This window comes from Nonomuraea sp. NPDC050783 (assembly GCF_040802095.1).
Classification (GTDB): Bacteria; Actinomycetota; Actinomycetes; order Streptosporangiales; family Streptosporangiaceae; genus Nonomuraea.
On record NZ_JBFAHK010000008.1, the window covers coordinates 39,097 to 61,695 of the forward strand.

A 22,599-nucleotide genomic window follows, 5' to 3' on the forward strand; every position below is an offset into this window, starting at 1 on the left:
TTGATAACCTCCCTATCGGGCATGCAACGGGCACGCGCGCCCACTGGCGACGGTTTTACAGCGGGTCGACGTCCCTAGCCGCACCAGGCCCCCGGCCTCAGGATATGGCTCTCCGTTGTCCGCTACTGGAGAAGATCATCCCGCGCATATCCCGCGAGCCAGAGGCAGACGCCGTCATTCGCGGCCCACGACGGGGAATCGCTCCTCAACAGCAACGAGCGCCTCCACGAGCGGCGGGATGTCCGTCTGGTCCAAGCCCTCGATCACGAAGTTAAGGGTGTTCCACATCGCAGGATCGTCAGCCACAGTCCCGGAGATCGACAGAGAGCCGGTGGGATGGCATTCGGCAGTGAGCTCGATCCAATGCTCCATGGAGGACAGGGTGGCCCTTCCGCTGACCTCAGCGTAGACACGTTCCAAAGCCACTCGAAAGTCACGGAGCTCATCGGCCCGAAGCCCCGCATCGATTCTGGCCGTAAACCCGCCGACCCGCACCTGAATGGGAGAGACCAGCCAGTTTCCGTCCCAGAGATCGGTAGAGCCAGGATGCATACGACCGTGCACCTGGATGAGCACATGATCGGACTGCTCGCCTCGGCCGACGACGATCTCTGCATGATCCATGCAGTCATTCTGTCCGAGGAGATCAATGCCTTCCACAGAGCATCTCCCGTTCCCGCTCGCTACCACCCTCCCGCCGCGATGCGACCTACTTGCCGACGGCCTCACCAATCGTGCAGGCCGCAACCACATTGCTCGGTGGGCCAGGGCTGAGGAACGAAGCCCTGGACCTTCGATCGCCCCCGACCATGCACGGTGACCAGCCATGCAGTGGCGATCGTAGGGCTGCATCTGTGCGGGGGCGCGGCAACCCTGGCCGGCGCGTTCGGCAAGTACGGCGGGGCTGGCGTGCGGCGGCCGGCCCGGTGTCCCGCCGCCGTCCGGGACCGGCCCCCAGGCCGCACGCCCGGACGGCGGGCGGGCGGAGGGCCGGGGGTACGGCGGCGCGCCGCGCCGCCGCTTGATCCTCAAGAGATTAATTCGGCAAGTTCTGCAACGTCAGTGACCACGGGTAGCTGTCGATGCGTTCTGCTCCTGAGTTGGGTGGGTGTGGTTCGAACTGGCCGGGGCCGAGCAGGATGTGTACGCCTTCGGCGCGGAGCTGGTCAACGCTGTGCTGGAAGGGGGCGCGTGCGGCCAGGGCGGTGTTGACGAAGGGCAGGATGACGACGGGGATGCCGAGTCCTGGGGCTTCGGACAGGACGCCGAGTGCGTAGGTGTCGGCGATGCCCTGGGCGAATTTGTTGATCGTGTTGTAGGTGGCCGGGGCGACGATGATGGCGTCGGCGCGGGGCGATCTGGGCTCGCCGGGTTTGCGGTACTGGTTGCGGACAGGGCGGCCGGTCTGCTTCTCCAGTTCGGCAATGTCGATGAAGTCGAGTGCTGGTGGGGTGGCGATGATCTGGACGGTCCAGCCGGCGTCTTGGGCGAGGGTGACGAGACGGCCGACGTGGGGGGCCGGTCCTGCGGCACAGGCGATGATGTACAGGACCTTGCCGGGTTGGGTCACGCGATGACTCCCAGGGTTGTCGCGTATTCGCGGGCCTCTCGGCGGACGCTGATCGGGGCGGTTGCCAGGATGTCACGTACCAGCCGGAGGGCCGCGGGGCGGCCGGCGATTTCCTCCGGGGCGATCTCGCCTGCGGCGCGCAGGATGTGCAGGGCCTTGTCGTGCCGGTTCCACATGAGGAAGGCGCGGGAGGTGTCCAGGAGGAGGGTGGCCTTGCGTTCGTTGATGGGGAGCTGGTCCAGGTCGACTTGGCGGGCGTAGTCGACGGCGGTGCCCGCGTCGCCGAAGCGGAGGGCGACGTTGACCCGGTGGCACAGGACGTTGTTGGGGCCGAACGCGGTCCACATGTGGTTGGCGTCCTGGCCGAGGCGGTGGCCGGCCTCGGCTGCCTCGTCCAGGAGTTCGGCGGTGTTGTGGCGGCTGCCCGTGTCGGCGGCGGCGATGGCTCCGCGCAGCAGCAGCGATCCGTAGATCGAGAGGTCGTCGGGGGTGGGCTCGGTGAGGTCGGCGACCATGCGTTCGGCTGCGCTGCGGGCCGCACCCGTGGCTGCGTGGTGGTGGCCGCCGTCCATGAGGGCGTGGGTGATGATGCGGGAGCTTGAGCCGATCATGAGGGGGCTCTGGCTGGCGTGTGCGGCTTGGACGCTGCGGTCGGCTGCGAGCCAGGCCAGGCCCTTGTCCTCCTGCTTGAGCAGGATGGAGGCGGTGACGTGGTACGCCTCGGCGGACAGGGCTTGCGCCCGTAGGCGCTCGTCACCCTCGGTGAAGGCGCAGGCGGCGCGAAGCTCGTGGAGGAGAGTGGGGAGCTTGGCGGTCACCTCGGTGTACCGGCATGCCTGGTAGTTGCGTTTGGCGATGGCGACCGCATGCGCCAGGGAATCGAGGCTGGCGGGTCCCTTGGCCGGGGTGGTGTGGTCGATCAGTACGGCGGCCAGCTTTTCGATGTCCGTGTTCGCGTCCTGGGCTGGTTTTCCGAGTACGGCGCTGAAGAGGGCTGCCCCTGTGAGGCCGACGAATTCACGGCGCCGTACGTCTCTTTCTTCGCTTTCGGGTCCGGGAAGAGTGACGGCGGGCAATGTATTTCTGGTGTTGTCGGCCGTTGTAAAGGGCTTTTCGGGGGTTCGTCCGCGTCTGGTGGGGGCGAAGCCCAGGTCTTCGGGGTCAAGGTGGGTGACCTCGGCCAGGGCCAGCCGGTACGGCTCGCGGGGCCAGATGACCTCTCCGGCTTCCCACCGGCGTATCCGTTCCTCGTCGCAGCTCAGGCGATACTTGATCCCGCTCTTGGTGAGGTTGACCTTTTTGGCCATTTCGGCGCGGGTCAAATCGGCCTGCTGTCGCCAGTTCCGAAGTCGCTCATTCGGTGCGGCGTCGGGCATATCTGGCCTTCTTTCCGAGCGGGGATCGAAAAGGGGTTATGAGGGGGGCCTATCGGCGGGTCCCTTCATTCTGCTTCGCCGGTGGACTTGCCATCAAGCAACAAGGTAAGCGAAGCGGGCTTCCGCCGCAGGGAGCACCGAAAACGACTCGCGAGGAGATGGCGACGGTGACCCGGCCAGACGAGAACTGCGAGACCAGCCCCTGTCCCGCGTGCCGTGGGCGTGGTTACAAGCTCAAGAGCTCGCGCCACGCTCTCCTGATCGGCGCCGGCGGGGAGGAGGCGGAAGCGATGGGAGAGCGGACGTGTCTCGACTGCCTCGCAAGCGGCCGGGCCGGAGGGAACGGGAAATGAGTTCGATCATGCAAGCGACGTTGCACCGCTTCGGGCAGTTGGACGAGGCGAGCGCCCTGATCCGGCTGCGTGACCGGCTCGTCAGTCGGGGCGTGAACGCGGAGCTTCGGGACAACAACTGCGCGCTCATGGTGCACAGGCCGGAGCCGGGTCTTCCTGTGTGGGTGTTCGTCGGGTACGGCGGCGCTTACTACTCCTGGCAGAGCGCCGAGAAGCGGCATCCGATCATCGATGTTGAGGGGGCGGCGGACGTCTTGGCGGAGTACATCGCCAAGTAGCAGACGGGCGCGGCAAGGTGGCGTCTGCCCTGTTCGAGGGGATCGGGGCGGGTCCCTCGCCTTGCCGCGCCTCATCGTCCGGCAGGCGGTCCAGTCCATGCTCATAGGAGGGTGCCCCCGTTCCCTCCGTCGGCTGCCTGTCGGGCGTTCTTCTGCGCCCCTGTGGAAGGTGTGGACGAGTGGGCTGAGCCCAGGCTACGCTCAAACTTGGTAAAACAACCTGTCGGGTGTTGGACGGTCAAAATGTCGCTAGAGTCCGTGCCGCCGAAGTATGCGCAGCTTGTGCAGGCCCTTCAGCGGCGTATCGAGTCGGGAACCTATCCGCCCGGCTCTCTCCTCCCGAGTGAACACCAGCTCATCCAGGAGTTCAGCGTGTCGCGGCCTACCGTGGTCGCCGCGCTTCGGGTGCTGCGCGAACAGGGGTGGATCGAGTCTCAGCAGGGCAAGGGCCGGTTCGTACGTGGACGTCCCGCAATGGCGGCGGTGGAGCCCAATCGGCCGGGACAGGCGTACCTGACCAACCCGGAGACCAGCACTCCCAGTGAGTTGATCGAGGCCGGGGCCGTCGCGTTGCCTAATCGGGTGGCGGCGTTGCTGGAGGCGCCGCCCAAGAGCAAGGCGTTCCTGCGCCGGCGGGTGGTGATTCGTGATGGCGAGCCGACCGAGCAAGTGTCGCTGTGGTTGCCTCTGGAGTTGTCGGAGGGGACCAGCCTGACCAGTGGTGAACCGTTGCGTGAGGGCATCCGCGAGCATCTGCGGTCGCGCAAGGGCGTGCGCTTCGATCACATCGTGGAGCAGATCACCGCGCGCATGCCCACCGCTCAAGAGGCCAAGCAGCTCGGCATGCCGAAGAACGTGCCGCTTCTCGCGGTGTTCGGCGCGGTCCGTGACGCCTCCGGTCGTCCGCTGGTCGTGGTGGAGGTGCTGCTTCCGGCGGACCGTCATGAGTTGGAGGATGCCTACCCTGTCGCGTGAGGGCGTCACCGGCGCTCTGCGGACCGCCGCAAGCAGGCCATGCAGCGTCAGGCGGTTTGCGGGCGGTCAAGGAAGGAGGCTTCGATCTGCTCCGGCACAGAGAAGTCCGTGGCGCAGGCCGGGCACGTCGTCCGCCCGAACAGGTAGGTCAAATGCTCGGCGGCCGCGGTTTGCCCGGCCTGGACGGCCATGTCATACAGCCGGGAGGCCAGCGGCTGGAGGTCGGCAGGATCGGCCGGACGGATACCGGTCAGTGACGGCCCCTTGAAGTTGAGCTTTCGCACGCTTTCGTGTGGGTCACGATGGCGAGTGCCGGGGTGGGGGCTGTGGTAGAGGTCGATCTCCAGACACTCCGAGCATGACGGGCAGATCACATCGTGGAGATTCGGAAGTAGGCATTCGCTCCACACCGGCACTCCCTCGAAGGCCAGGAGGTCCTCCAGCGGGTAGAGGTAGTCGTGCTCGTCGCCGTCGAACGGCTCCTCCGTCAGGTGGTGCTGAACGATCCGATGCAGCTCGTCGATCTCGGCCGGGTAGCGCTCACGGCAGTATCTCGACTGGTGAAGCTGCGTTTCCCCGGCGACGATACGGGCGGCCAACGCACTCGCTGACCGCTTATCGCCCGGCAGGCGACCGCTGGCGACGTCCGCCAGGACAGGCAGGGCGGCAAAGCTCGCCGGGTACACGGTTCCCTGGTGGCAGAGGCTGGACCAGAGTTCGTGCCAGGCGTTGGGCGCCAGTTCAGGATCTCCGATCTCTTGCAAGAGTTGCGGGAGGTCGGTCGCAGCGCCGTAGGCGTGCTCAAGGCGTGACCAATCCGTCGACATGCCCACGATCATCCCAACGCCATCCGACGGATGCAGCACGCATCCGCACCTTCATCAGCGTGATCGCTTTCTGAGCGTTGAAGGGGCGAAGGGCTGACAAATGCGTTCGAAGCGTCGTGGTACGCAACTCTTTACCGCGGGACTTCGAGAAAGCCACTTGACCTAGCAAGTTTGAGCTGCCTACTCTCGGAGCATCACTTGATAGGTCAAGTGCCAGTCAGTCAAGAAAGGAGAGCCACTATGGCTCTGCAAGGTCCCATCCCCGTCACCTTCGCCATGGTCTTCCCGCACGGCTGCTACGTCGTCGGCGAGGTCGAGCCCGTCAAGGACTTCGACGCCTCCGCCGGCGGCCGGTTCGTGCAGGCCCGCGACAAGCAGACCCAAGAGCTGGTCTGGCAGGTCGCGGTCATGGACGGTGACCCGACCCTCAAGCCCGCCCAGAAGACGGTGGCGGTCAAACTCCTCGCGCCGGTGCAGCCAGTGCCGCCGCAGCCGATGCCGGGGCTGCCGTTCACGCCCGTCGAGTTCGACGGCATCACGGTCACGCCCTACGTCAACGCAGCGGGCCGTCTCGCCTTCTCGATCAAGGTTCAGGAGATGCACGCTCCCCGCCAGACCGCTCAGACCACCTCGACGGCCAAGACCGGAAAGGAAGCCGCCTAATGACCCGACGCCGTACCCCGCGCAACAGCGTGATCCGGCTGACCACCGGGCACGCCGCCCGCACCCTCAACCACCCGTTCCCGCGCCGTGAGCCCGTTCTGGCGCTCGACTTCGGCGCCACCTGCGTCCTGGTCGCCACCAGCGGGCCGGTCACGGTGGAGGACCTGGAGTTCGCGCGCCAGCTCACCCGTGAGGCTCACCGCTTCGCGCGGTCCTTGGAGCGCAGCTTCTATGGGCTGCCCGACGGCAAGGGGGTCGCGGCGTGACGCTCGGCCCCTACACCTACCTGACCCTGTCCATGCGGCCGGAGTCCACGCCGCACCTCGGCGTCTCCTTCCACACGCCGCACCTGACGGTCCGCGCCGGACTGCTGCTCAGCGACCCGCGCCCGTACCTGGAGTTCACCTCCCACGAGGCGAACGTGCACATCTCCACCACCGGGGCCGGGCCGGTCACCGACGCCGACCTGGCCACCGCCCGCGAGATCTTCACCGCCGCCGCTCGCTACCTGGCCGACTGCGAGCAGTTGCACGCCGAACAGACGGCCGACGACAAGGACGCCACCCCGCACGCCACCGGCCCGGCGGCCTGACACAAGAAGGCGGGGCCGCTGGAAGCGGCAACTTCCGGCGGCCCCTCGGTTCTCCCACGACTTGCTCAATCACGAGAGGTTCCCAGCTTATGTTCAAGCGGCTGCCTGGCGACGAGGCGCGCAACCTCGTCTCCACCACGCCCGACACGGCCGTCGTCTTCCGCCCGGCCGTCGTCACCACTCCCGCCATCCTCACCCTCGTCATCCTCGCCTGGCGCATGCTCGCCGGGCTCGTCCGTACGATCTGGCGTCACCCCATCGCGGCCATCGTCCCGATGGCCCTCGGCGCTCTCTGCTACGTCTACGGCTGGCCCTCGGCAGCGTGCCTGCTCGGCGTGGTCGTCCTGGCTCTGGCCTCGTGGGCGTTCCTCGACCGGCCGTCGTTCGCCCGCCTGGTCGGCTTGCGGCTGCTGGCCTGGTGGCGGCTCGTCTGGATCTACCGCCGTCACTGGCAACCCGTCATGGTCGTCTCCGGTCTCGGTCGTCACCTCCGGGGCCGCGACTACCTCCCGCGCCTGGGCAAGGTCACCTGCACCTCGTGGGCCGATCTGGTCACCGTGCGCATGCTCAAGGGCCAGGCGGTCAAGGACTGGTCCGACCGAACCGACCACCTGGCCCAAGGCTTCGGCGCGAATTCCTGCCAGGTGGCACTGTCCGCGGCCGGTCGGCTCACCCTCACCTTCCCGCGCAGCGATCCACTCGCCTCGCCCCTGCCGGCGCTGCCCATACCGGAAGTCCCGACCGTGGGGCCGGTCGAGATCGGCAAGCAAGAGGACGGGCGGCCGTGGCGGCTGAAGGTGCACGGCACCCATGTCCTCGTCGCGGGTGCGACCGGGGCCGGCAAGGGATCGATCATCTGGTCCGTCATCCGCGCGCTGCTCCCCGCCGCGCGTGCGGGCCTGGTCGAGCTGTGGGCGCTGGATCCCAAGCTGATGGAGCTGTCCTACGGGCGCGACTTGTTCGGCCCGCGCTATGCGGCAACTCCGGAAGAGTGTGCCGACCTGCTGGACGAGGCCGTGAGCGTCATGCAGAAGCGGGCGGCTCGCTTCGCCGGGCTCCAGCGCTCCCACACTCCCACCGTCGAGGACCCGTTCGTCCTGGTCGTGGTCGATGAGGTGGCGTTCCTGACCGCCTACCAGTCCGACCGGCAACTGCGGCAGCGCATCTGCGCCGCGCTGGCCACGCTCACCACCCAAGGCCGCGCGGTCGGCGTGGGCGTCCTGGCCGCGTTGCAGGACCCGCGCAAAGAGGTCATGAACATCCGCAACCTGTTCCCCGACAAGATCGCCCTGCGGCTAGACGAGTCGGAACAGGTGGACATGGTCCTCGGCGACGGCGCCCGCGACCGAGGCGCGCTCGCCGACCACATCTCGCCGGTTCCGGAGCTGGGCGCAGGCGTCGGCTACGTCCGGCTGGAAACCAGCCCCGAACCCGTCCGCGTCCGCGCCGCCTACGTCTCCGACACCGACATCCGCGCCATGGCCGACACCTACGCATCGCACGGGGAGGCCCCGTGAAGATCTGCTTCCACGGCACCGCCGACGAGATCAGCCTCGTTGCGGGGCGCCCGCTGCTGGTCCTGCTGACCACGCGTGACCTGCCCCGCATGCGGGTCTTCGAGCTGTATCACTCTCGCGTCCATGCCTACCCCTCTCACGAGCGCTACCGCCTCTGCGCGCGGCTGTCCGAGACCACCGACGAAGGGAGGAACCTATGACTCATCCGCACGACCGTGCGCTCCCCCGGGCCGTACGTCAGGCCATGCCGATGGCCCGGGATGTGCTCGTAGAGGTCGCCAAGCAGCACGGCGTCTGCATCAGGCCCCTCGCGCTGCGGCGGCTGGACGTCGTCACTGGCAAGGCCGAGATCATCGACGTGCCGTGCGGCTCCACTCTGGACAGCAAGTGCCCGCCGTGCGCCAAGCGCAACCGGCAGCTCCGCATGGCCCAATGCCGCGAAGGCTGGCACCTCGACACCGAACCCGCCATCACGCCGGACGAACCGAACGAGGAACAACGCTGGCTGGTCGAGTTCCGCGCCGACATGCAGGCCAAGCGCGACGTCGCCGCACAGGCCGGCGACGACACCACCGACCTGGACGCCGTCCTCGCTGGCCTGGACGAGGAGATCAACGCCGCCGGAATGCGGGGTAATGTCCTCGGCCGTGGGACCGCCAAGCGCTCCCGCTCCACTCGGCGGCGGCAGGACGCCCCGGACCTGCCCAAGCGCAAGATGACCAGAACCACCCTGGGACGCACCTTCCACGCGTCCGATGGCAAGGTCTACCGGCCGTCGCTGTTCGTGACGCTCACCCTGCCCAGCTACGGCAAGGTACGCGACGGCGTCCCGATCGACCCGGACGCCTACGACTACCGGCGCGCGGCTCGGGACGCACTGCACTTCTCCAAGCTCGTGGACCGCTTCGTGCAGAACCTGCGCCGGGTCGCGGGCTATGACGTGCAGTACTTCGCCGCCGTCGAACCTCAAAAGCGGCTCGCCCCGCACCTGCACCTGGCCATCCGCGGCACCCTCCCGCGCGCGGAGATCAAGCAGATAGCCGCCGCCACCTACCATCAGGTCTGGTGGCCGCAGGCCGACGAAGTGCGTTTCGACGGTGACCACCTGCCCGTCTGGGACGAGCAGGCCGGCTACCTCGACCCGGCCACCGGTGAGGTCCTGCCCACCTGGGACGAAGCCCTCGACGCCCTGGACGAGGACGCCGAACCCCTTCACGTGCTGCGCTTCGGCGAACAGGTGGACGTGCAAGGCATTCTCGCCGGTACGCCGGACGCCGACCAGTGCATCCGCTACCTGTCCAAGTACCTGACCAAGTCCCTCGGCGACGCCCTCGACGGCGGCCAGGCCCAACGCGAGCACGCCGCGCGCATGGTCAACGCCCTCCGCTACGAACCCTGCTCGCCCACCTGCCCGAACTGGCTGCGCTACGGCGTCCAGCCCAAGAACGCCAAAGCGGGGATGGCTACAGGCCGGTGCCGGTCCAAGGCGCACAAGCCCGAACACCTCGGCTACGCCGGACGCCGCGTCCTGGTCTCCCGCAAGTGGTCCAACAAGACCCTCGCCGAACACAAGCAGGACCGCCGGACATGGGTCCTGGAAGCCCTCGGCCAGGCCGACCAGCCCACCGACCCGCACCGCTACATCTGGCGGCCCGTCCCGGCCGGCGACGCCAACGTGCCTCCCCTCGCCGTACGCCTCCTGCGCACCGTCGCCGAACGGCAGCGCTGGCGAGCCCACCTCAGAGAGCTGGAAGCCAGAGCGGCCGGACAGGATCTTTCGGCAACTGAGCAGACAGGGAGGGCGGCATGAGCAGGCGGGACGAACTCCTCACCGTCGCTCAAGTCCTCGACGAACTCGGCGGAGTCTCCCGCCGCACCTTCTACCGCTGGCGCGAGATCGGCAAGGCACCGAAGGGCATCCGCCTGCCCAACGGCGAACTTCGCATCTACCGCAGCGACCTCGACGCCTGGCTCGAATCCCTCAGGAGCGCAGCATGACTACCTCCTACAAGGTCAAGTTCTGGGACATCCGTACCAACACCAGAGCGGACAAGCCCGGCAAGAAGCCCCGGATCGTCTCCCACACCGTGCGGTGGACGGTCGGCAACCGTGAGAAGTCGCAGACCTTCAAGACCAAGGGCCTGGCCGAGAGCTTCCTGTCCGACCTGCGGCAGGCGGCCAAGAAGGGCGAAGCCTTCGACGTGGACAGCGGTCTTCCCACTTCGATGGTCAAGGCCAAAGATGCCCGGACCTGGTATGCCTTCGCCGTCACGTACGTTCGCACCTGGTGGCCTCACGCGGCGGCGAAGTCCCGTGAAGGCATGACCGATACCCTCGCCACCGTCACCCGCGTTCTGGTCGGCGACGTACCGGGCCGCCCGTCTGACGAGATGATCAGACGGGCACTGCGCGAGTACTCCTTCCTGCCCGAGGACCGCCGACGGGAGCCGACACCGGACGTCACCCGCGCTGTCCGCTGGTTGGAAGGTGCTTCGCTCCCGCTCAGCGCTCTGGAAGAGACCAAGCACGCCCGTGTGGCGCTGGAAGCCCTCGCGCTGTGCCTGGACGGCACGCCTGCGGCCACCTCGACGTACCGCCGTAAACGGGCCGTCTTCCATCACGCGCTCGAATACGCCGTGGAGCTGGAAGAGCTGTCGGCGAATCCGCTGCACAAGGTCAAGTTCCGCAAGGCCAAGGTGAGCGGCGAGATCGATCGGCGCTCGGTGGTCAGCCCCAGGCAGGCGCGTGAACTGCTCACCGCGGTGACCTACGTGGGGCGGTCGCGAGGTCCTATGCTGGCCGCCATGTTCGCCTGCATGTACTTCGGCGGCCTTCGCCCGGCAGAAGCGGCGGGACTGCGGCAGAAGGACTGCCGGCTCCCAGACCAGGGCTGGGGGCTGCTGACGCTGGAGAAGACCCGGCCGCAGAGCAACAGGCGGTTCACCGACTCCGGGCAGGCTCACGACGAGCGCGGGCTGAAGCATCGGGACGTGAAGCACACGCGTACCGTGCCCGTCCCGCCTGAGCTGGTGGCGATTCTTCGGGACCATGTCGCCACGTTCGGTGTCGGCGAGGACGGCCGGCTCTTCCGTACGCGCACGGGCGGCGTGATCTCGGGCTCGGCGTACGCGAAGGTCTGGCAGGAAGCCCGGACGTACGCCTTCACCCCTGACCAGGTCGCCTCTCCCCTGGCGGGCCGGCCGTACGACCTCCGGCACGCGGCCGTGTCACTCTGGCTCAACGCGGGTGTGCACGCCCCGGAAGCAGCGGAGAGAGCGGGACACGGTGTGGACGTGATGCTGCGCGTCTACGCCAAGTGCATCGACGGCCAACAGGAGATCGCCAACCAGCGCATTCTTGAAGCGCTCGCGGCGTGACACAGGAGCCACGGCAGGACCTCGGGACGCCTCGGGGTCCTTTCGCCGTTCCGGGCCTCGAAACTCCCACACCGACCTGCGAAAACGTGACTGCGGGCATTCCGCGTATGTTCCGCGAAGAGTGGCACAGGGCTGCTTCGGGCCGCCTCCTGCTGCCTACGGGGCAACCGGGCCGATCATGCAAAAGACCAGGTCAACCCGTGGATTGCCTGGTCTTGGTTGCGCGCCCTGCAGGATTCGAACCTGCGACCGTCGGATTAGAAGTCCGGTGCTCTATCCAGCTGAGCTAAGGGCGCTCCCGCCTTATTGTGCATGATCCGGCGACTTGTCACGCACATGTTTTCGTTGTGTCAGCGACATGGTGGTTGCGGGGGTGGTGGGAGGGGGTGAGTGGGAAGTCCGATCACGGGGTGGAAAAGGCCAGGCGGGGTGGGGTGGGAGGGTCTAAGCTGTCGTGGCATGGTCGCGACGCTCCTGCATGAGATTCCGCTGCAGGGTGGGGACGTGACTGACGGAGTGGTGCGGGTCGGTGACACCGTGCGGAGACCGGTCAGTACGTCGACGCCCGCCGTTCACGCCCTGCTCAGGCACCTGGAGGCGGTGGGGTTCGACGGGGCGCCCAGGGTGATCGGGATGGACGGGCTGGGGCGGCAGGTGCTGAGTTTTCTGCCGGGGAGCACCGGGGTGCGGCTGGAGAGCGTACGGGACGAGGCGCTCGGGCGGTTGGGCGGGCTGCTGCGGGAGTACCACGACGCGACCCTGGGGTTTCCGCTCCGGATGGAGGGGTGGGAAGGGGGGTCCAACGAGGACCGGGCGCCGGAGGTCGTGGGGCACTGTGATCTGTCCCCGGGCAACGTGGTGTTCCGGGCGGGGGTTCCGTACGGGCTGATCGACTTCGATCTGGCCCGGCCCACCACGCGGTTGTTCGATGTGGTGACCACGTTGCGGCACTGGGCGCCGCTCGCCGACCCGGTCGACCGACATCCGTTGTTGCGGAACGTCGACGTGGGAGGGCGGGTCAGGAGCTTCTGCGACGCGTACGGGGTGACGGCGCGGGAGCGGCGGCTGCTGGTCGAGGTGGCGCGGGTGCGCTTCCAGCGGTCTTACGAGGTGATGCGGAGCCGGGCTGCCCTGGGCGGGAGTTGGGCTCGGATGTGGGCGGGGGGAGCCGGGGAGCGCATTCGGCGTGCGGTGGCATGGCTGGATGTGCACGAAGATGAGCTTCATGCCCATTTGGTGTGATGGTGGTCTTCGCTCCGGTAGTCGGGGTGGTCTCCGTTTCGGTGGTCGTGGTCTCCGTTTCGGTGGTCGTGGTCTCCGTTTCGGTGGTCGTGGTCTCCGTTTCGGTGGTCGTGGTCTCCGTTTCGGTGGTCGTGATCGTGGACGTGAGTTCTGGGTGGGGCTGGCCGCTGGGATCGTGCTTGATCGGGTGGTCGGGGATCCGCAGAGTGCGGCGCATCCGGTCGCGGTGTTCGGGCGGGTGGCGGGGCGGCTGGAGAGTCTGCTCTATCGGGATGGCAGGGCGGCCGGGGTTGTTCATGTGGTCGTGTGCCTCGGAGGTGCCCTGGCTCTTGGCAGGGTGATGGCGCGGGCGGGGCAGCGGGCGGTGGAGCCGGGGCGGGCCGGGGGGTCCGGGGTGCCGGTGGTACGGGGGGTGGCTGCGACGCTGGCCACGTGGGCCGTGCTGGGCGGGACGACGCTGGCGCGGGAGGGCGCGTACATGGCCGAGGCGCTTGAGGAAGGGGATCTGGAGCGGGCGCGGGCGCGGCTGCCGCACCTGTGCGGGCGGGATCCGTCCGGGCTGGGGGCGGAGGAGCTGGCGCGGGCGACCGTGGAGTCGCTGGCGGAGAACACCTCCGACGCGGTCGTGGCGCCGCTGTTCTGGGGGGCGGTGGCGGGGGTGCCGGGGCTGCTGGCGTACCGGGTGGTCAACACGCTGGATGCGATGGTGGGGCACAAGTCGCCGCGTTACCGGCGGTTCGGGTGGGCGGCGGCGCGGCTGGACGACGTCGCCAACTACGTCCCGGCGCGGTTGACGGGGTTGTTGGCGGTGCTGGCCGGGCCCGATCGGCGGGGGGCGTGGACGGTGTTGCGGCGCGACGGGCACCGGCATCCCAGCCCCAACGCCGGGCGGTGCGAGGCCGCGTTCGCCGGCGCGCTCGGGGTCACGCTGGGGGGCACCAACGTGTACGGGAGCAGGGTCGAGCACCGGCCGGTCATGGGCGACGGGCCCGGGCCCGGCGTGCCGGACATCCGCCGGGCGGTTCGGCTGACGCGGCGGGTGAGCCTGGCCGCCGCTGTGTCGGCGGTGGTGGCGTCGTACGCGTGGTCGCGGCCCGCGCGAACGAGGACGCAGACGCGGACATGAACGCGGACGCGGACGTGAACGTGGACGTGGGTCTCGGCCCCCGGCCGCGCCGCCGCGCCGCCGGTTCGCGGACGCGGTGCCCTGGTCGTCGGTGCCGGGCACGGGCTCGGGCACGGGCTCGGGCACGGGGTCGTTCACATGACGCGGTTCAGGTTGAAGACCAGCCAGATCACGAACGCCGCGAGCACCGTGATCCCGATCATCGCCCTCGCGGCCTGGTGGGCGGTGACCTTCCGGGCGGTGACCTGCTTGGCGCTCTGCTTCCAGACCTGGCGCATGGTGAGCATGTTCTGGTAGCGGCGGCCCAGGGCGAAGAGTGCCACCCCGAGGAGGATGAACAAGATGACGCGGCCGTCTGATGTCTGCACGGAGATCCCCCTGTGGACCTCGACGATCGTGGAGCCCCCAACTCAGGTGAAAACACAGAATACTCGGACGGCAGCGATTTGTAATCACCATATCGGGTCGAGGTCGACCACGATCGGGGCGTGATCGGAGGGGCCTTTCCCCTGGAGGGACTTGCGGGCTTCGCGGTCCACGTACGCCGCCCGCACCTGCCCGGCCACGTCGGCGCTCGCGTAGACGAGGTCGATGCGCATGCCCTTGTTCTGGTGGAACATGCCCGCCCGGTAGTCCCAGTACGTGTACGGATGCGGGCCTTTCATCGGGGTCGGCACCACGTCGCGCAGGCCGAGGTCGCGCAGGGCGGCGAGCGCGTCGCGCTCGGCGGGGGTGACGTGCGTGGAGCCGGCGAACAGGGCCGGGTCCCATACGTCGTCGTCGGTGGGCGCCACGTTGTAGTCGCCGCAGGCCGCCAGCGGGCCGGCCGGCAGCTCGGCGGCCAGGGCCTCGCGCAGGGCCGCGAACCACTCCAGCTTGTAGCGGTAGTGGGGCGAGTCGAGGGCGCGGCCGTTCGGGGCGTACAGGGACCAGACGCGCAGGCCGCCGCAGGTGGCGCCGATCGCGCGGGCCTCGGGGCGGGCGGCGCCCACGCCGTCCAGCTCGCCGAAGCCGGGCTCGCCGGGGAAGCTCAGGGTCACCTCCTCCAGGCCGATCCGGGACAGGACGGCGACGCCGTTCCAGCGGCCGTCGCCGTGGGCGGCCACGTCGTAGCCCAGCTCGCGCAGCTCCGCGACGGGGAACGCCTCCGCTGAGCACTTGGTCTCCTGCAGGCAGACGATGTCGGGCCCGGTGCCGGCCAGCCAGTCGAGGAGGCGGGGCAGGCGGGCCCTGACCGAGTTCACGTTCCAGGTTGCGAGGCGCATCCTCCTAGCCTGCCATCGACGGTGGTCAGACGGCCTTCATCAACGCGGCCGACGGCTCGCGGAGCAGGCCGCCGATCCCCTGGTCCAGAGCGGCCTTGGCGTGGCGGGCGGCGTCCAGGGCGTTGCCGGCGGCGCTCGGGGAGTCCTCGACGACCATGCGCAGCTCCACCTCCAGCGGCGAGCCGCCGAAGCCCTCGCCGTCCAGCCGGATGTAGGCGACCTTGCGGTCCTCCAGGAAGGGGACGTACTGGGCCCCCACGTGCAGCGCGCCCGCGCCCGCCCCGGCGGACTTGGTGGCCCGCTTGCTCGCCAGGCGCTCGCCGTCGGAGAGGTTGACGAAGTCCATATTGCCGCCGCCGAGGAGCTGGTGCCCGCCGGACAGGCGCACGCCGCTGCCGGCGAGGGCGTCCACCAGCGCCCGGTGCAGCAGCGTCGCGCCGAACGTGCTCTTCAGGTCGTCGCCGATCAGCGGCAGCCCGGCGGCCTCGAAGCGGGAGCGCCACTCGGGCGAGCGGGCGAGCACGGCGGGCATGCAGTTGACGAACGCGCACCCGGCGTCCAGGGCGGCCCGCGCGTACAGCTCGGCGGCGCGTTGCGCGCCCGTGGGCAGGAAGTTGAGCACGACGTGGGTGCCGGTCGCGGCCAGGTGGGCGGCGACCTGCCCGGCGGTGGCCGCGCCGCGCGGGTCCACGGGGCCGGCCGAGCCGGGGCCCACGCCGTCGGCCAGGACGCCGTCCACGACCGGGACCCCGAGGTGCGGCACGTCGGCGAACCTGCGGGCGTTGTTGGGCGGTGTCCAGATGGCCTCGGACAGGTCGCGGCCGAGCTTGGCGGCGTTGACGTCGAAGGCGGCGGTGAAGCGTACCTGGGAGACGGCGTAGCCGGCGCACACGGGGTGGGGCAGGCCGGGGGCGTCGCCGTCGCGGTAGTACTCGACGCCCTGCACGAGGGAGGACGCGCAGTTGCCCACGCCGACGAGGGCCACGTTGACGGTGCTCATGCCCGCTCCACCCCGATGGTGATCTCTCCGCCGAGGCGGCGGCCGGTCAGCAGCGCCAGGTCGTCGCCGCTCCAGAAACGTCCGGGGTCGTACCAGTTGGGGCGGCGGCCGGTGGGCAGCAGGCCCATCTCCTCGTACGTGACCGCCACGACCTCCGCGCAGTACGCGCGCTCCAGCGCCGCCCCCGTGCGGGCCCGCCACGGGACGCGTCCGCGCAGCCAGCGGCCGGCCAGCCGGGCGGTCGAGGGGAACGGGGTGCCGTCCAGCCGGGCGACCGCGCGCAGGGCGGCGTCCTCCATCTCCGGCGTGGCCTCGGGTTCGAGCTGGCGCAGCCAGGCGCGCTGGCCGTACTTGTTGGCCCACACCGTGACCGCCTCGCGCAGGTCGTGCAGCTGCACGCCGCGGTGGTGCGTGCCGGCCCACAGGTCGGGCAGCGACCTGCCGAGCTCGGCGTGCCACATCATGGGCGGCAGGTCGTCGATCACGATGGCCATGCCCACGTGGTTGACGGGGCTGTTGGTCATCGTCTGGATGGCGCGGTCGGGCACGGACCGGCCGCGGAAGATCCACAGGTCGCCGGTGCGCGTCACTTTGACGGCCTCGTCGAGAGTCAGCACATCGCTAGCCTAGGCACATGAGCAAGCGGCGGTGGTGGAAGATGCTCGGGTTGGCCGGGGTGATGGGTGTGGCGGCGACCGGGGTGGTGATCGCGCGGGCCGAGCGGCGGCGGCGCGCCTACACGCCCGAGGAGATCAGGGCCCGGCTCAAGGAGCGGGCGCTGGATCAGACCGAGGAGCCCCGGCCGTAAGCGCCGCCGTGGCGCCGGGTCAGGCCGAGGAACGCAGGTCGTAAACACCGCCGTGGCGCCGGGTCAGGCCGAGGGGCGCAGGTCGTAGACGAAGACGACGTCGGAGTAGGCCGGGTTGTCCACGTATCCCTGGACGCTGCCCAGGTAGGCCCGCTGATAGTTGGTCACCCAGGGCAGCGCCGCGGCCGCCCGCTGGTCCAGCACGCGCCGCGTGGCCTGCTCGTACGCCCGCTGCGCCGCCGGCTTGTCGGCGACGGTCAGCTCGGGCACGCTGTCGAGCAGTTCGTCCAGCTCCTGGTCCTTGAGGTAGCTGAGGTTGAACACGGGCGGCTCGCCGCTGCGGAAGACGTTGCCGAAGTAGGAGTAGCCGTCGGCGTAGTCGGGCCACCAGTACATGACGAAGATGTCCTGGCCGCGTTTCCTGCCCAGCTCCCACTGCTCGGTCCAGGGCATGGCGCGGGCCTCGACGGTGACGTTGAGCGGCTTCAGCGCGGCCTCCAGGCGGGTGGCGAGCAGCCGCCAGTCGGTGTCGCCCTCCCCGTACGTCAGCCGCAGCCGCAGCGGCCGCCCGCCCGGCCCGTAGCCCGCGCGGCCCAGCAGCCGCCCGGTGGCGGCGAGGTCCTGGCGGGGCACCCGGCCCGGGACGTGGCCCATCAGCCCTTCGGGGATGATCCCACTGGCCGGCGCGCCGGCGCCCTTGAGGTCCTCGACCAGCCCTTTGTAGTCGATGGCCTTCTGCACGGCGCGCCGTACCCGCACGTCCTTCATCGGCCCGCTCGCGGTGTTGAACAGCACCATCGCGGTACGGAACGACGGCCGCTCGGAGGTACGCACGCCGGGCGTGGCCGACGCCCTGGCGAACAGGCGCGGGTTGAGCCGCTCGACGAAGTCGGCCTCGCCGCGCAGCAGGAGCTGCCAGGCGCGGTCGGCGTCGGGCACGACGCGGTACTTGACGGTGTTGTAGTGGGGTTTGTCCCACCCGCCCCAGTACTTGTCGTACGCCTTGAGCGTGAGCTCGTCCTCCTTGCCCTTCTGCCACCGGGCGACCGTGTACGGCCCGGTGCCGGCGTCCTTGCCCTGCCGGAACCAGGAGGTGAGGTCGGGGGCGGCCTTGGTGTCGTAGATGTAGGCCGCGTACCCGGCCGAGGCCACCAGGTCCAGCGGCACCGGGTACTTGAGCGTGAACGTCACCGTGACCGGCCCGTCGGCCCGGATGGAGGAGACGGCGTCCCAGATGTAGGACGCGCCGGCCTTGGTGCTCATCGTGCGCTCGATGGAGGCTTTGACCGCCTCGGCGTCGAGCGGGCGGCCGGTGTGGAAGGTCACGCCGGAGCGCAGGTTGAAGGTCCAGGTGCGGCCGTCGGCCGAGGCCCGCCAGGAGGTGGCCAGGCGCGGGCTGGACTTCTTGGTGACGGGGTTCCAGAGCGTGAGCGTCTCGTAGATGTTCTGGAAGGCGACGATCTCGTTGGAGTAGGACCTGCCCGGGTCCCATTCCGTGACCATTTCCAGGTGTCTCACCTGGACGAACGCCGCCTCGCCCGCGGGGGCGCGGGCCGGCTCGGGGGGTGGCGAGCAGGCCGCGAGGAGCGCCAGCGCGGCGGCCGCTGCGAGACGACGGCGCAACGCATCTCCCTCTTTCAGCGATGTACTCGGGAAACCTACTCCAAGATCATGGAGACCGGTGACACACGTCCAGAAGTCCCGAAAAATTGGGCATTTTAGTGATCGGATTGCTATTCTCAGGGCCTGTCCCGTCCAGGGTTGCCGCCAGGGGACCAGGACCGGAGTGAGGTGCCATGGGTCGTAGCCGGACGATCCGTATGAAGATCATCGGACTACTGCTGGTGCCACTGGCCTCCATGGTGGTGTTGTGGGGAGTCATCACCGCCGTCACCGCGACCGAGAGTTTGGAGCTGCGCGCATACAAGACACTCTGGACGAACCTCCGCCATCCCGCGTACAAACTGATCAGCGAGATCCAGCGGGAGCGTCTCGTCTCGGCCAAACTCCTGCGCCACACGGCCGGCACCTCGGCCGTGGCCGCGCAGCGGACGCGCACCGACGCCGCAAGGGACACGTTCAAGCAGCTCTCCAACACGACCAGGAACCGATCGGAAGAGATCCGCACACAGGTGGACGCGGTGTACACGCAGCTCGACAGGCTCGACGCGATCAGGGGTGAGATCGACACGAGCCTGTCCGACCGTCTGCACACCGTGGAGGCGTACAACTCGATCATCGACACGATCTTCGGCCTGCACCGGCGCGTCGCGCTCATCGACGACATCCCGATCTACGAGCAGTCCCGCGTGATCATCGACCTCGGCTTCGCCAAGGAGCTGCTGACCAGGGAGCAGGCCATCGCGCTCGGGCCGGTGACGGAGGCCGAGCGCAGGTTGTTCACCCAGATCGTGGGCAACCGGCGCTTCCTCGTGGACCAGTCGCTGGGCGAGCTCGACCGGTCACTGCGCGACGTCAACGTCTCCATCATCTCCTCCCCCACCTACCAGCGCATGCGGCTGATGGAGGACCAGATCATCGCCGGCCGCACCCCGAAGAGCTGGCTCGGCACGACCGAGGCGCTGGCCAAGTCGTTCCAGGACTCGCTCATGCGGGCCAGCGCGTCGCTGAACGCGCGTGCCGAGCCGGTCGCCGACGAGGTGCTCAGGCGGGCGTTCATGCTGGCGGGCCTGTGCCTGGCGCTGGTGGTCGTGTCGATCGCGTTCTCGCTGCGCATGGGCAACCGGCTGTCGAAAGAGCTGGGCGCGCTGCGGCTGGTCGCGCTGGAGGTGGCCCAGGAGCGGCTGCCGCGGGTGGTGGAGAAGCTGCGCAGGGGCGAGAAGGTCGAGCTGCCGGAGCTGTCGGTGCCCAGCACCACGACCGAGATCGACGACGTGGGGCAGGCGTTCTCCAGCGTCCAGCAGACCGCCGTGGAGGCCGCGGTCGGCCAGGCGCAGCTCAGCGAGGGCGTCGGGCACGTCTTCCGCAACCTGGCCAGGCGCAGCCAGACCCTGCTGCACCGCCAGCGCATCCAGCTCCAGGACATGCAGCACCGGGCGACCGAGCCGGAGGCCCTGGAGGACCTGTTCAAGCTCGACCACCTGACCACCCGCATGCGCCGCCACGCGGAGGGCCTGATCATCCTGTCCGGCGCCACCCCGGGCCGCGGCTGGAGCAGGCCGGTGCCGCTGCTGGACGTGGCGCGCGGCGCGGCGGCCGAGGTGGAGGACTACCAGCGGGTCACCGTCGAGCCGATGCCGGCCCTGCGGCTGGCCGGGCCCGTGGTCGGCGACGTGATCCACCTGATCGCCGAGCTCATCGAGAACGCGACCGTCTACTCCCCCGACAGGACGCCGGTCATCGTGCGCGGGGAGGCGGCGGCCCGCGGCTTCGTCTTCGAGGTCGAGGACCGCGGGTTCGGGATGAGCCCCGAGGAGCTGGCCGAGTACAACGAGCGGCTGGCCAGCCCGCCGGAGTTCGACCTGGCCGACAGCGACCGGCTGGGCCTGTTCGTCGTCTCCCGCCTGGCCGCCAGGCACGACATCCGCGTGACGTTGCGCGGTTCACCATATGGAGGGACCACCGCGATCGTGTTGATCCCGGAAGATCACGTGGCCGAGCCCGAGCCTCCCGCTCCGCTGGAGGAGCCCAAGCGTCCCATGCGGGTGGTGCGCGGTGACTGACGAGCGCTGGCTGGACGAGGACGCCGGTCCGATCGTCCCTGCCTACCTGCTGACCAGGGGCCGTACGGTGCCCGCGAGCGAGGCGATCGACCTCATCGCGGTGATCATCACCGCCGGCGGTCTCGCCCCGCCCGTGGGCCTCGGCCCCGAGCACCTGATCATCCTGCAGAAGTGCACCAAGCCGACGCGGCTCGTGGACGTGGCCGCCGAGCTCAACCTGCCCATCGGCGTGGTCCGCGTGCTGGTGGGCGACCTGCACGCGCAGCAGCTCGTGCAGGTCGAGCACCCGCCCCCCGCGCCGGACGCGAAGGTCCTGCTGGAGGTGATCAGCGGCCTGAAGGCGCTGTGACCTGCCCGAGGACGTCCTCGGCGCGGTGACAGGCCACCCGGCGGCCGTCCAGGTCCCGCAGCGCGGGCGGCCGCTCGCACGCCGGGACGGCCAGCGGGCAGCGCAGCCGGTACGGGCAGCCGGTCGCCGCCGGCACCGCCTCCGTGCGGCCGCTCGCGACCGGTGGCGGGCCGCCGAGCCGGGGCACCGCGTCGCGCAGGGCCCTGGTGTACGGGTGCGCCGGCCTAGCCAGCAGGCCGGCCGTGGGCCCCGACTCCACGATCCGCCCGGCGAACAACACGTGCGAGGTCCGGCACAGCCGCTCCACCACGGCCAGGTTGTGGGTGATGAGCAGGCGCTCGGTGTCCAGCCCGGCGAGCAGGTCGAGGATCCTGGCCTGGACCGTGACGTCCAGGGCGCTGGTGGGCTCGTCGAGGACGAGCAGGCGGGGGCCGACGGCCAGGGCGCGGGCGATCACCACGCGCTGCCGCTGGCCGCCGGAGAGCTGGTGGGGGCGGCGGGCGGCCAGGGACGGGTCCAGGCCGACCTGTTCGAGCAGCTCCCCCACGCGGGCGCGGTCGCGGCGCGGCAGGGCCTCGGCGACGGAGGCGCCGATCCGCATGCGGGGGTCGAGGGCCTCGGCCTGGAAGACGGGCTGGACGTCCTTCCGGAACTTCCGCATGTCCGCTTTTTTCAGCGTTTGATCGCCGTACCAGATGTTTCCGGACATGGGGGTGAGGAGGCCCAGGAACGCCCGCGCCAGCGTCGTCTTGCCCGACCCGCTCTCCCCGATCAGCCCGACCCCGCCGGCCACGATGTCCAGGCTCACCTCGTGCACCACCGGGTGCTTGCCGTACCCGAGCGTCACCCGCTCGGCCCGCAGCAGGGTCATGGAAGGGCCTCCAGCAGCTCGCGCGTGTACGGATGGGCCGGCTCGGCCAGCACCGCCGCCGCCGGGCCCGACTCGACCACCGCGCCGTCCTTCATCACCAGCACGCGGTCGGCGATCGTGGACACCAGCGCCAGGTCGTGCGAGACGAGCAGGAGCGCCAGACCGCGCTCCTCGCGCAGCCGGCGCAGCACGGCGACCACCTCGGCCTGCACGGTCACGTCGAGGGCGCTGGTGGGCTCGTCGGCCAGGACGACCTCCGCGCCCAGCGCGAGGGCCAGCGCGATCGCGAAGCGCTGGGCCTGCCCGCCGGAGATCTCGTGCGGGTAGCGGCGCAGCAGCCCGGGATCGAGCAGCACGGCCCGCATGGCCCCGGCCATGACCGCGTCCGTCGCCGCCCTGCCGTGCAGCCGCAGCGCGCGGCGCATGAGGACGCCGAGCCGGGTCGCGGGGGCGAGGGCCGCCTGCGGCGACTGGATGACCAGCGCCGCCCTGGAGCCGCGCAGCTCGCGCAGCCGGCGCGGCGGGGCGTTCAGGACGTCCACGCCGCAGACCCGGACGTGCCCGCTCACCTCGGCGTCCGGGAGCAGGCCGAGCAGCGCGAGCAGCGTCGTGGACTTGCCCGACCCGCTCTCCCCCACGACCGCCACGCACTCGCCCGCGCCCACGTCCAGCTCGGGCACGTGGGCGACGGCCCGCCCGCCGTAGCTCACCCTGAGGTCGCGCACCT

Annotated in this window: 26 protein-coding genes and 1 tRNA gene; 15 read left to right on the forward strand and 12 right to left on the reverse strand. The window is 69.7% G+C overall.

The genetic code is table 11. The annotated features are described in order from the left end of the window. Window positions 1-174: 174 nt before the first annotated feature. The 3 genes from AB0H75_RS22750 to AB0H75_RS22760 all read right to left on the reverse strand — a co-directional run bounded on the left by AB0H75_RS22750 (window position 175) and on the right by AB0H75_RS22760 (window position 2,946). Window positions 175-624, reverse strand: coding sequence for a hypothetical protein (locus AB0H75_RS22750; protein ID WP_367799101.1), 450 nt, complete (start codon window positions 622-624; stop codon window positions 175-177). A 412-nt stretch (window positions 625-1,036) separates the two neighbouring features. Beyond that, on the reverse strand, window positions 1,037-1,570 hold the full coding sequence (locus AB0H75_RS22755) for a flavoprotein (RefSeq protein WP_367799103.1): 534 nt from the start codon (window positions 1,568-1,570) through the stop codon (window positions 1,037-1,039). Beyond that, entirely contained in the window at window positions 1,567-2,946 is a 1,380-nt protein-coding gene (locus tag AB0H75_RS22760) for a helix-turn-helix domain-containing protein (protein ID WP_367799105.1), read from the reverse strand. The genes AB0H75_RS22755 and AB0H75_RS22760 overlap by 4 nt, the downstream gene beginning before the upstream one ends. A 349-nt stretch (window positions 2,947-3,295) precedes the next feature. On the opposite strand from AB0H75_RS22760, the gene AB0H75_RS22765 reads away from it, so the two are divergent. Beyond that, window positions 3,296-3,577, forward strand: coding sequence for a hypothetical protein (locus AB0H75_RS22765; RefSeq protein ID WP_367799106.1), 282 nt, complete (start codon window positions 3,296-3,298; stop codon window positions 3,575-3,577). A gap of 258 nt (window positions 3,578-3,835) precedes the next feature. Beyond that, on the forward strand, window positions 3,836-4,552 hold the full coding sequence (locus AB0H75_RS22770; RefSeq protein ID WP_367799108.1) for a GntR family transcriptional regulator: 717 nt from the start codon (window positions 3,836-3,838) through the stop codon (window positions 4,550-4,552). Window positions 4,553-4,599: 47 nt separating this feature from the next. Here the strand turns inward: AB0H75_RS22770 and AB0H75_RS22775 are convergent, their stop codons facing one another. Further along, window positions 4,600-5,418, reverse strand: a complete 819-nt coding sequence (locus tag AB0H75_RS22775) for a hypothetical protein (RefSeq protein WP_367799110.1) — start codon at window positions 5,416-5,418, stop codon at window positions 4,600-4,602. Window positions 5,419-5,619: 201 nt separating this feature from the next. Here AB0H75_RS22775 and AB0H75_RS22780 point away from each other — a divergent pair, with 201 nt between their 5' ends. From AB0H75_RS22780 to AB0H75_RS22815, 8 genes are all read left to right on the forward strand, one after another. Further along, window positions 5,620-6,042: a plasmid replication, integration and excision activator gene (locus AB0H75_RS22780; RefSeq protein ID WP_367799112.1), complete on the forward strand. Its 423-nt coding sequence runs from the start codon at window positions 5,620-5,622 to the stop codon at window positions 6,040-6,042. Continuing rightward, the gene (locus AB0H75_RS22785; RefSeq protein WP_367799114.1) at window positions 6,042-6,308 is read left to right on the forward strand and encodes a hypothetical protein; all 267 of its coding nucleotides are present in this window, start codon (window positions 6,042-6,044) and stop codon (window positions 6,306-6,308) included. Before AB0H75_RS22780 ends, AB0H75_RS22785 begins: the two co-directional genes overlap by 1 nt. Beyond that, window positions 6,305-6,634: a hypothetical protein gene (locus AB0H75_RS22790; RefSeq protein WP_367799116.1), complete on the forward strand. Its 330-nt coding sequence runs from the start codon at window positions 6,305-6,307 to the stop codon at window positions 6,632-6,634. The genes AB0H75_RS22785 and AB0H75_RS22790 overlap by 4 nt, the downstream gene beginning before the upstream one ends. A gap of 89 nt (window positions 6,635-6,723) precedes the next feature. Further along, window positions 6,724-8,151 carry an FtsK/SpoIIIE domain-containing protein gene (locus AB0H75_RS22795; RefSeq protein WP_367799117.1) on the forward strand — a complete coding sequence of 476 codons (1,428 nt, stop codon included), beginning with the start codon at window positions 6,724-6,726 and terminating at the stop codon, window positions 8,149-8,151. Then, window positions 8,148-8,351 (forward strand): hypothetical protein, encoded by a 204-nt coding sequence (locus AB0H75_RS22800; protein ID WP_367799119.1) that lies wholly within the window; start codon window positions 8,148-8,150, stop codon window positions 8,349-8,351. The genes AB0H75_RS22795 and AB0H75_RS22800 overlap by 4 nt, the downstream gene beginning before the upstream one ends. Beyond that, window positions 8,348-9,961, forward strand: a complete 1,614-nt coding sequence (locus tag AB0H75_RS22805; protein WP_367799121.1) for a replication initiator — start codon at window positions 8,348-8,350, stop codon at window positions 9,959-9,961. The genes AB0H75_RS22800 and AB0H75_RS22805 overlap by 4 nt, the downstream gene beginning before the upstream one ends. Continuing rightward, the gene (locus AB0H75_RS22810) at window positions 9,958-10,149 is read left to right on the forward strand and encodes a helix-turn-helix domain-containing protein (protein ID WP_357629188.1); all 192 of its coding nucleotides are present in this window, start codon (window positions 9,958-9,960) and stop codon (window positions 10,147-10,149) included. Before AB0H75_RS22805 ends, AB0H75_RS22810 begins: the two co-directional genes overlap by 4 nt. Further along, entirely contained in the window at window positions 10,146-11,528 is a 1,383-nt protein-coding gene (locus AB0H75_RS22815; RefSeq protein ID WP_367799123.1) for a tyrosine-type recombinase/integrase, read from the forward strand. Before AB0H75_RS22810 ends, AB0H75_RS22815 begins: the two co-directional genes overlap by 4 nt. A 222-nt stretch (window positions 11,529-11,750) precedes the next feature. Here AB0H75_RS22815 and AB0H75_RS22820 read toward each other — a convergent pair. Next, window positions 11,751-11,824 (reverse strand) — tRNA-Arg (locus tag AB0H75_RS22820). A gap of 163 nt (window positions 11,825-11,987) precedes the next feature. On the opposite strand from AB0H75_RS22820, the gene AB0H75_RS22825 reads away from it, so the two are divergent. Together AB0H75_RS22825 and AB0H75_RS22830 are read left to right on the forward strand one after the other, a co-directional pair. After that, window positions 11,988-12,770 (forward strand): phosphotransferase, encoded by a 783-nt coding sequence (locus AB0H75_RS22825; protein ID WP_367799125.1) that lies wholly within the window; start codon window positions 11,988-11,990, stop codon window positions 12,768-12,770. Between the two features lie 154 nt (window positions 12,771-12,924). Then, complete coding sequence (locus AB0H75_RS22830; RefSeq protein WP_367799127.1) at window positions 12,925-13,896, forward strand: cobalamin biosynthesis protein; 972 nt, start codon at window positions 12,925-12,927, stop codon at window positions 13,894-13,896. 134 nt (window positions 13,897-14,030) lie between these two features. Here the strand turns inward: AB0H75_RS22830 and AB0H75_RS22835 are convergent, their stop codons facing one another. The 4 genes from AB0H75_RS22835 to AB0H75_RS22850 all read right to left on the reverse strand — a co-directional run bounded on the left by AB0H75_RS22835 (window position 14,031) and on the right by AB0H75_RS22850 (window position 16,775). Continuing rightward, window positions 14,031-14,219 carry a hypothetical protein gene (locus AB0H75_RS22835; protein WP_367799129.1) on the reverse strand — a complete coding sequence of 63 codons (189 nt, stop codon included), beginning with the start codon at window positions 14,217-14,219 and terminating at the stop codon, window positions 14,031-14,033. A 129-nt stretch (window positions 14,220-14,348) separates the two neighbouring features. Beyond that, window positions 14,349-15,161 (reverse strand): exodeoxyribonuclease III, encoded by an 813-nt coding sequence (locus AB0H75_RS22840; RefSeq protein ID WP_367799131.1) that lies wholly within the window; start codon window positions 15,159-15,161, stop codon window positions 14,349-14,351. A 25-nt stretch (window positions 15,162-15,186) separates the two neighbouring features. Further along, window positions 15,187-16,161: an inositol-3-phosphate synthase gene (locus AB0H75_RS22845; RefSeq protein WP_367799133.1), complete on the reverse strand. Its 975-nt coding sequence runs from the start codon at window positions 16,159-16,161 to the stop codon at window positions 15,187-15,189. Beyond that, window positions 16,158-16,775: a hypothetical protein gene (locus AB0H75_RS22850; RefSeq protein ID WP_367799725.1), complete on the reverse strand. Its 618-nt coding sequence runs from the start codon at window positions 16,773-16,775 to the stop codon at window positions 16,158-16,160. The genes AB0H75_RS22845 and AB0H75_RS22850 overlap by 4 nt, the downstream gene beginning before the upstream one ends. Window positions 16,776-16,795: 20 nt before the next feature. Here AB0H75_RS22850 and AB0H75_RS22855 point away from each other — a divergent pair, with 20 nt between their 5' ends. Further along, on the forward strand, window positions 16,796-16,969 hold the full coding sequence (locus tag AB0H75_RS22855) for a hypothetical protein (RefSeq protein WP_367799736.1): 174 nt from the start codon (window positions 16,796-16,798) through the stop codon (window positions 16,967-16,969). A 63-nt stretch (window positions 16,970-17,032) separates the two neighbouring features. Here AB0H75_RS22855 and AB0H75_RS22860 read toward each other — a convergent pair whose 3' ends face one another. Beyond that, entirely contained in the window at window positions 17,033-18,592 is a 1,560-nt protein-coding gene (locus AB0H75_RS22860) for an ABC transporter substrate-binding protein (protein ID WP_367799135.1), read from the reverse strand. 197 nt (window positions 18,593-18,789) lie between these two features. On the opposite strand from AB0H75_RS22860, the gene AB0H75_RS22865 reads away from it, so the two are divergent. Together AB0H75_RS22865 and AB0H75_RS22870 are read left to right on the forward strand one after the other, a co-directional pair. Then, entirely contained in the window at window positions 18,790-20,652 is a 1,863-nt protein-coding gene (locus tag AB0H75_RS22865) for a nitrate- and nitrite sensing domain-containing protein (RefSeq protein ID WP_367799137.1), read from the forward strand. Further along, window positions 20,645-21,001, forward strand: coding sequence for a DUF742 domain-containing protein (locus AB0H75_RS22870; protein WP_367799139.1), 357 nt, complete (start codon window positions 20,645-20,647; stop codon window positions 20,999-21,001). The genes AB0H75_RS22865 and AB0H75_RS22870 overlap by 8 nt, the downstream gene beginning before the upstream one ends. On the opposite strand, the gene AB0H75_RS22875 is transcribed toward AB0H75_RS22870, so the two are convergent. Further along, window positions 20,979-21,872: an ABC transporter ATP-binding protein gene (locus AB0H75_RS22875; protein WP_367799141.1), complete on the reverse strand. Its 894-nt coding sequence runs from the start codon at window positions 21,870-21,872 to the stop codon at window positions 20,979-20,981. The genes AB0H75_RS22870 and AB0H75_RS22875 overlap by 23 nt on opposite strands. Next, the gene (locus AB0H75_RS22880; protein WP_367799143.1) at window positions 21,869-22,597 is read right to left on the reverse strand and encodes an ATP-binding cassette domain-containing protein; all 729 of its coding nucleotides are present in this window, start codon (window positions 22,595-22,597) and stop codon (window positions 21,869-21,871) included. The genes AB0H75_RS22875 and AB0H75_RS22880 overlap by 4 nt, the downstream gene beginning before the upstream one ends. Between the last annotated feature and the right edge of the window lie 2 nt (window positions 22,598-22,599).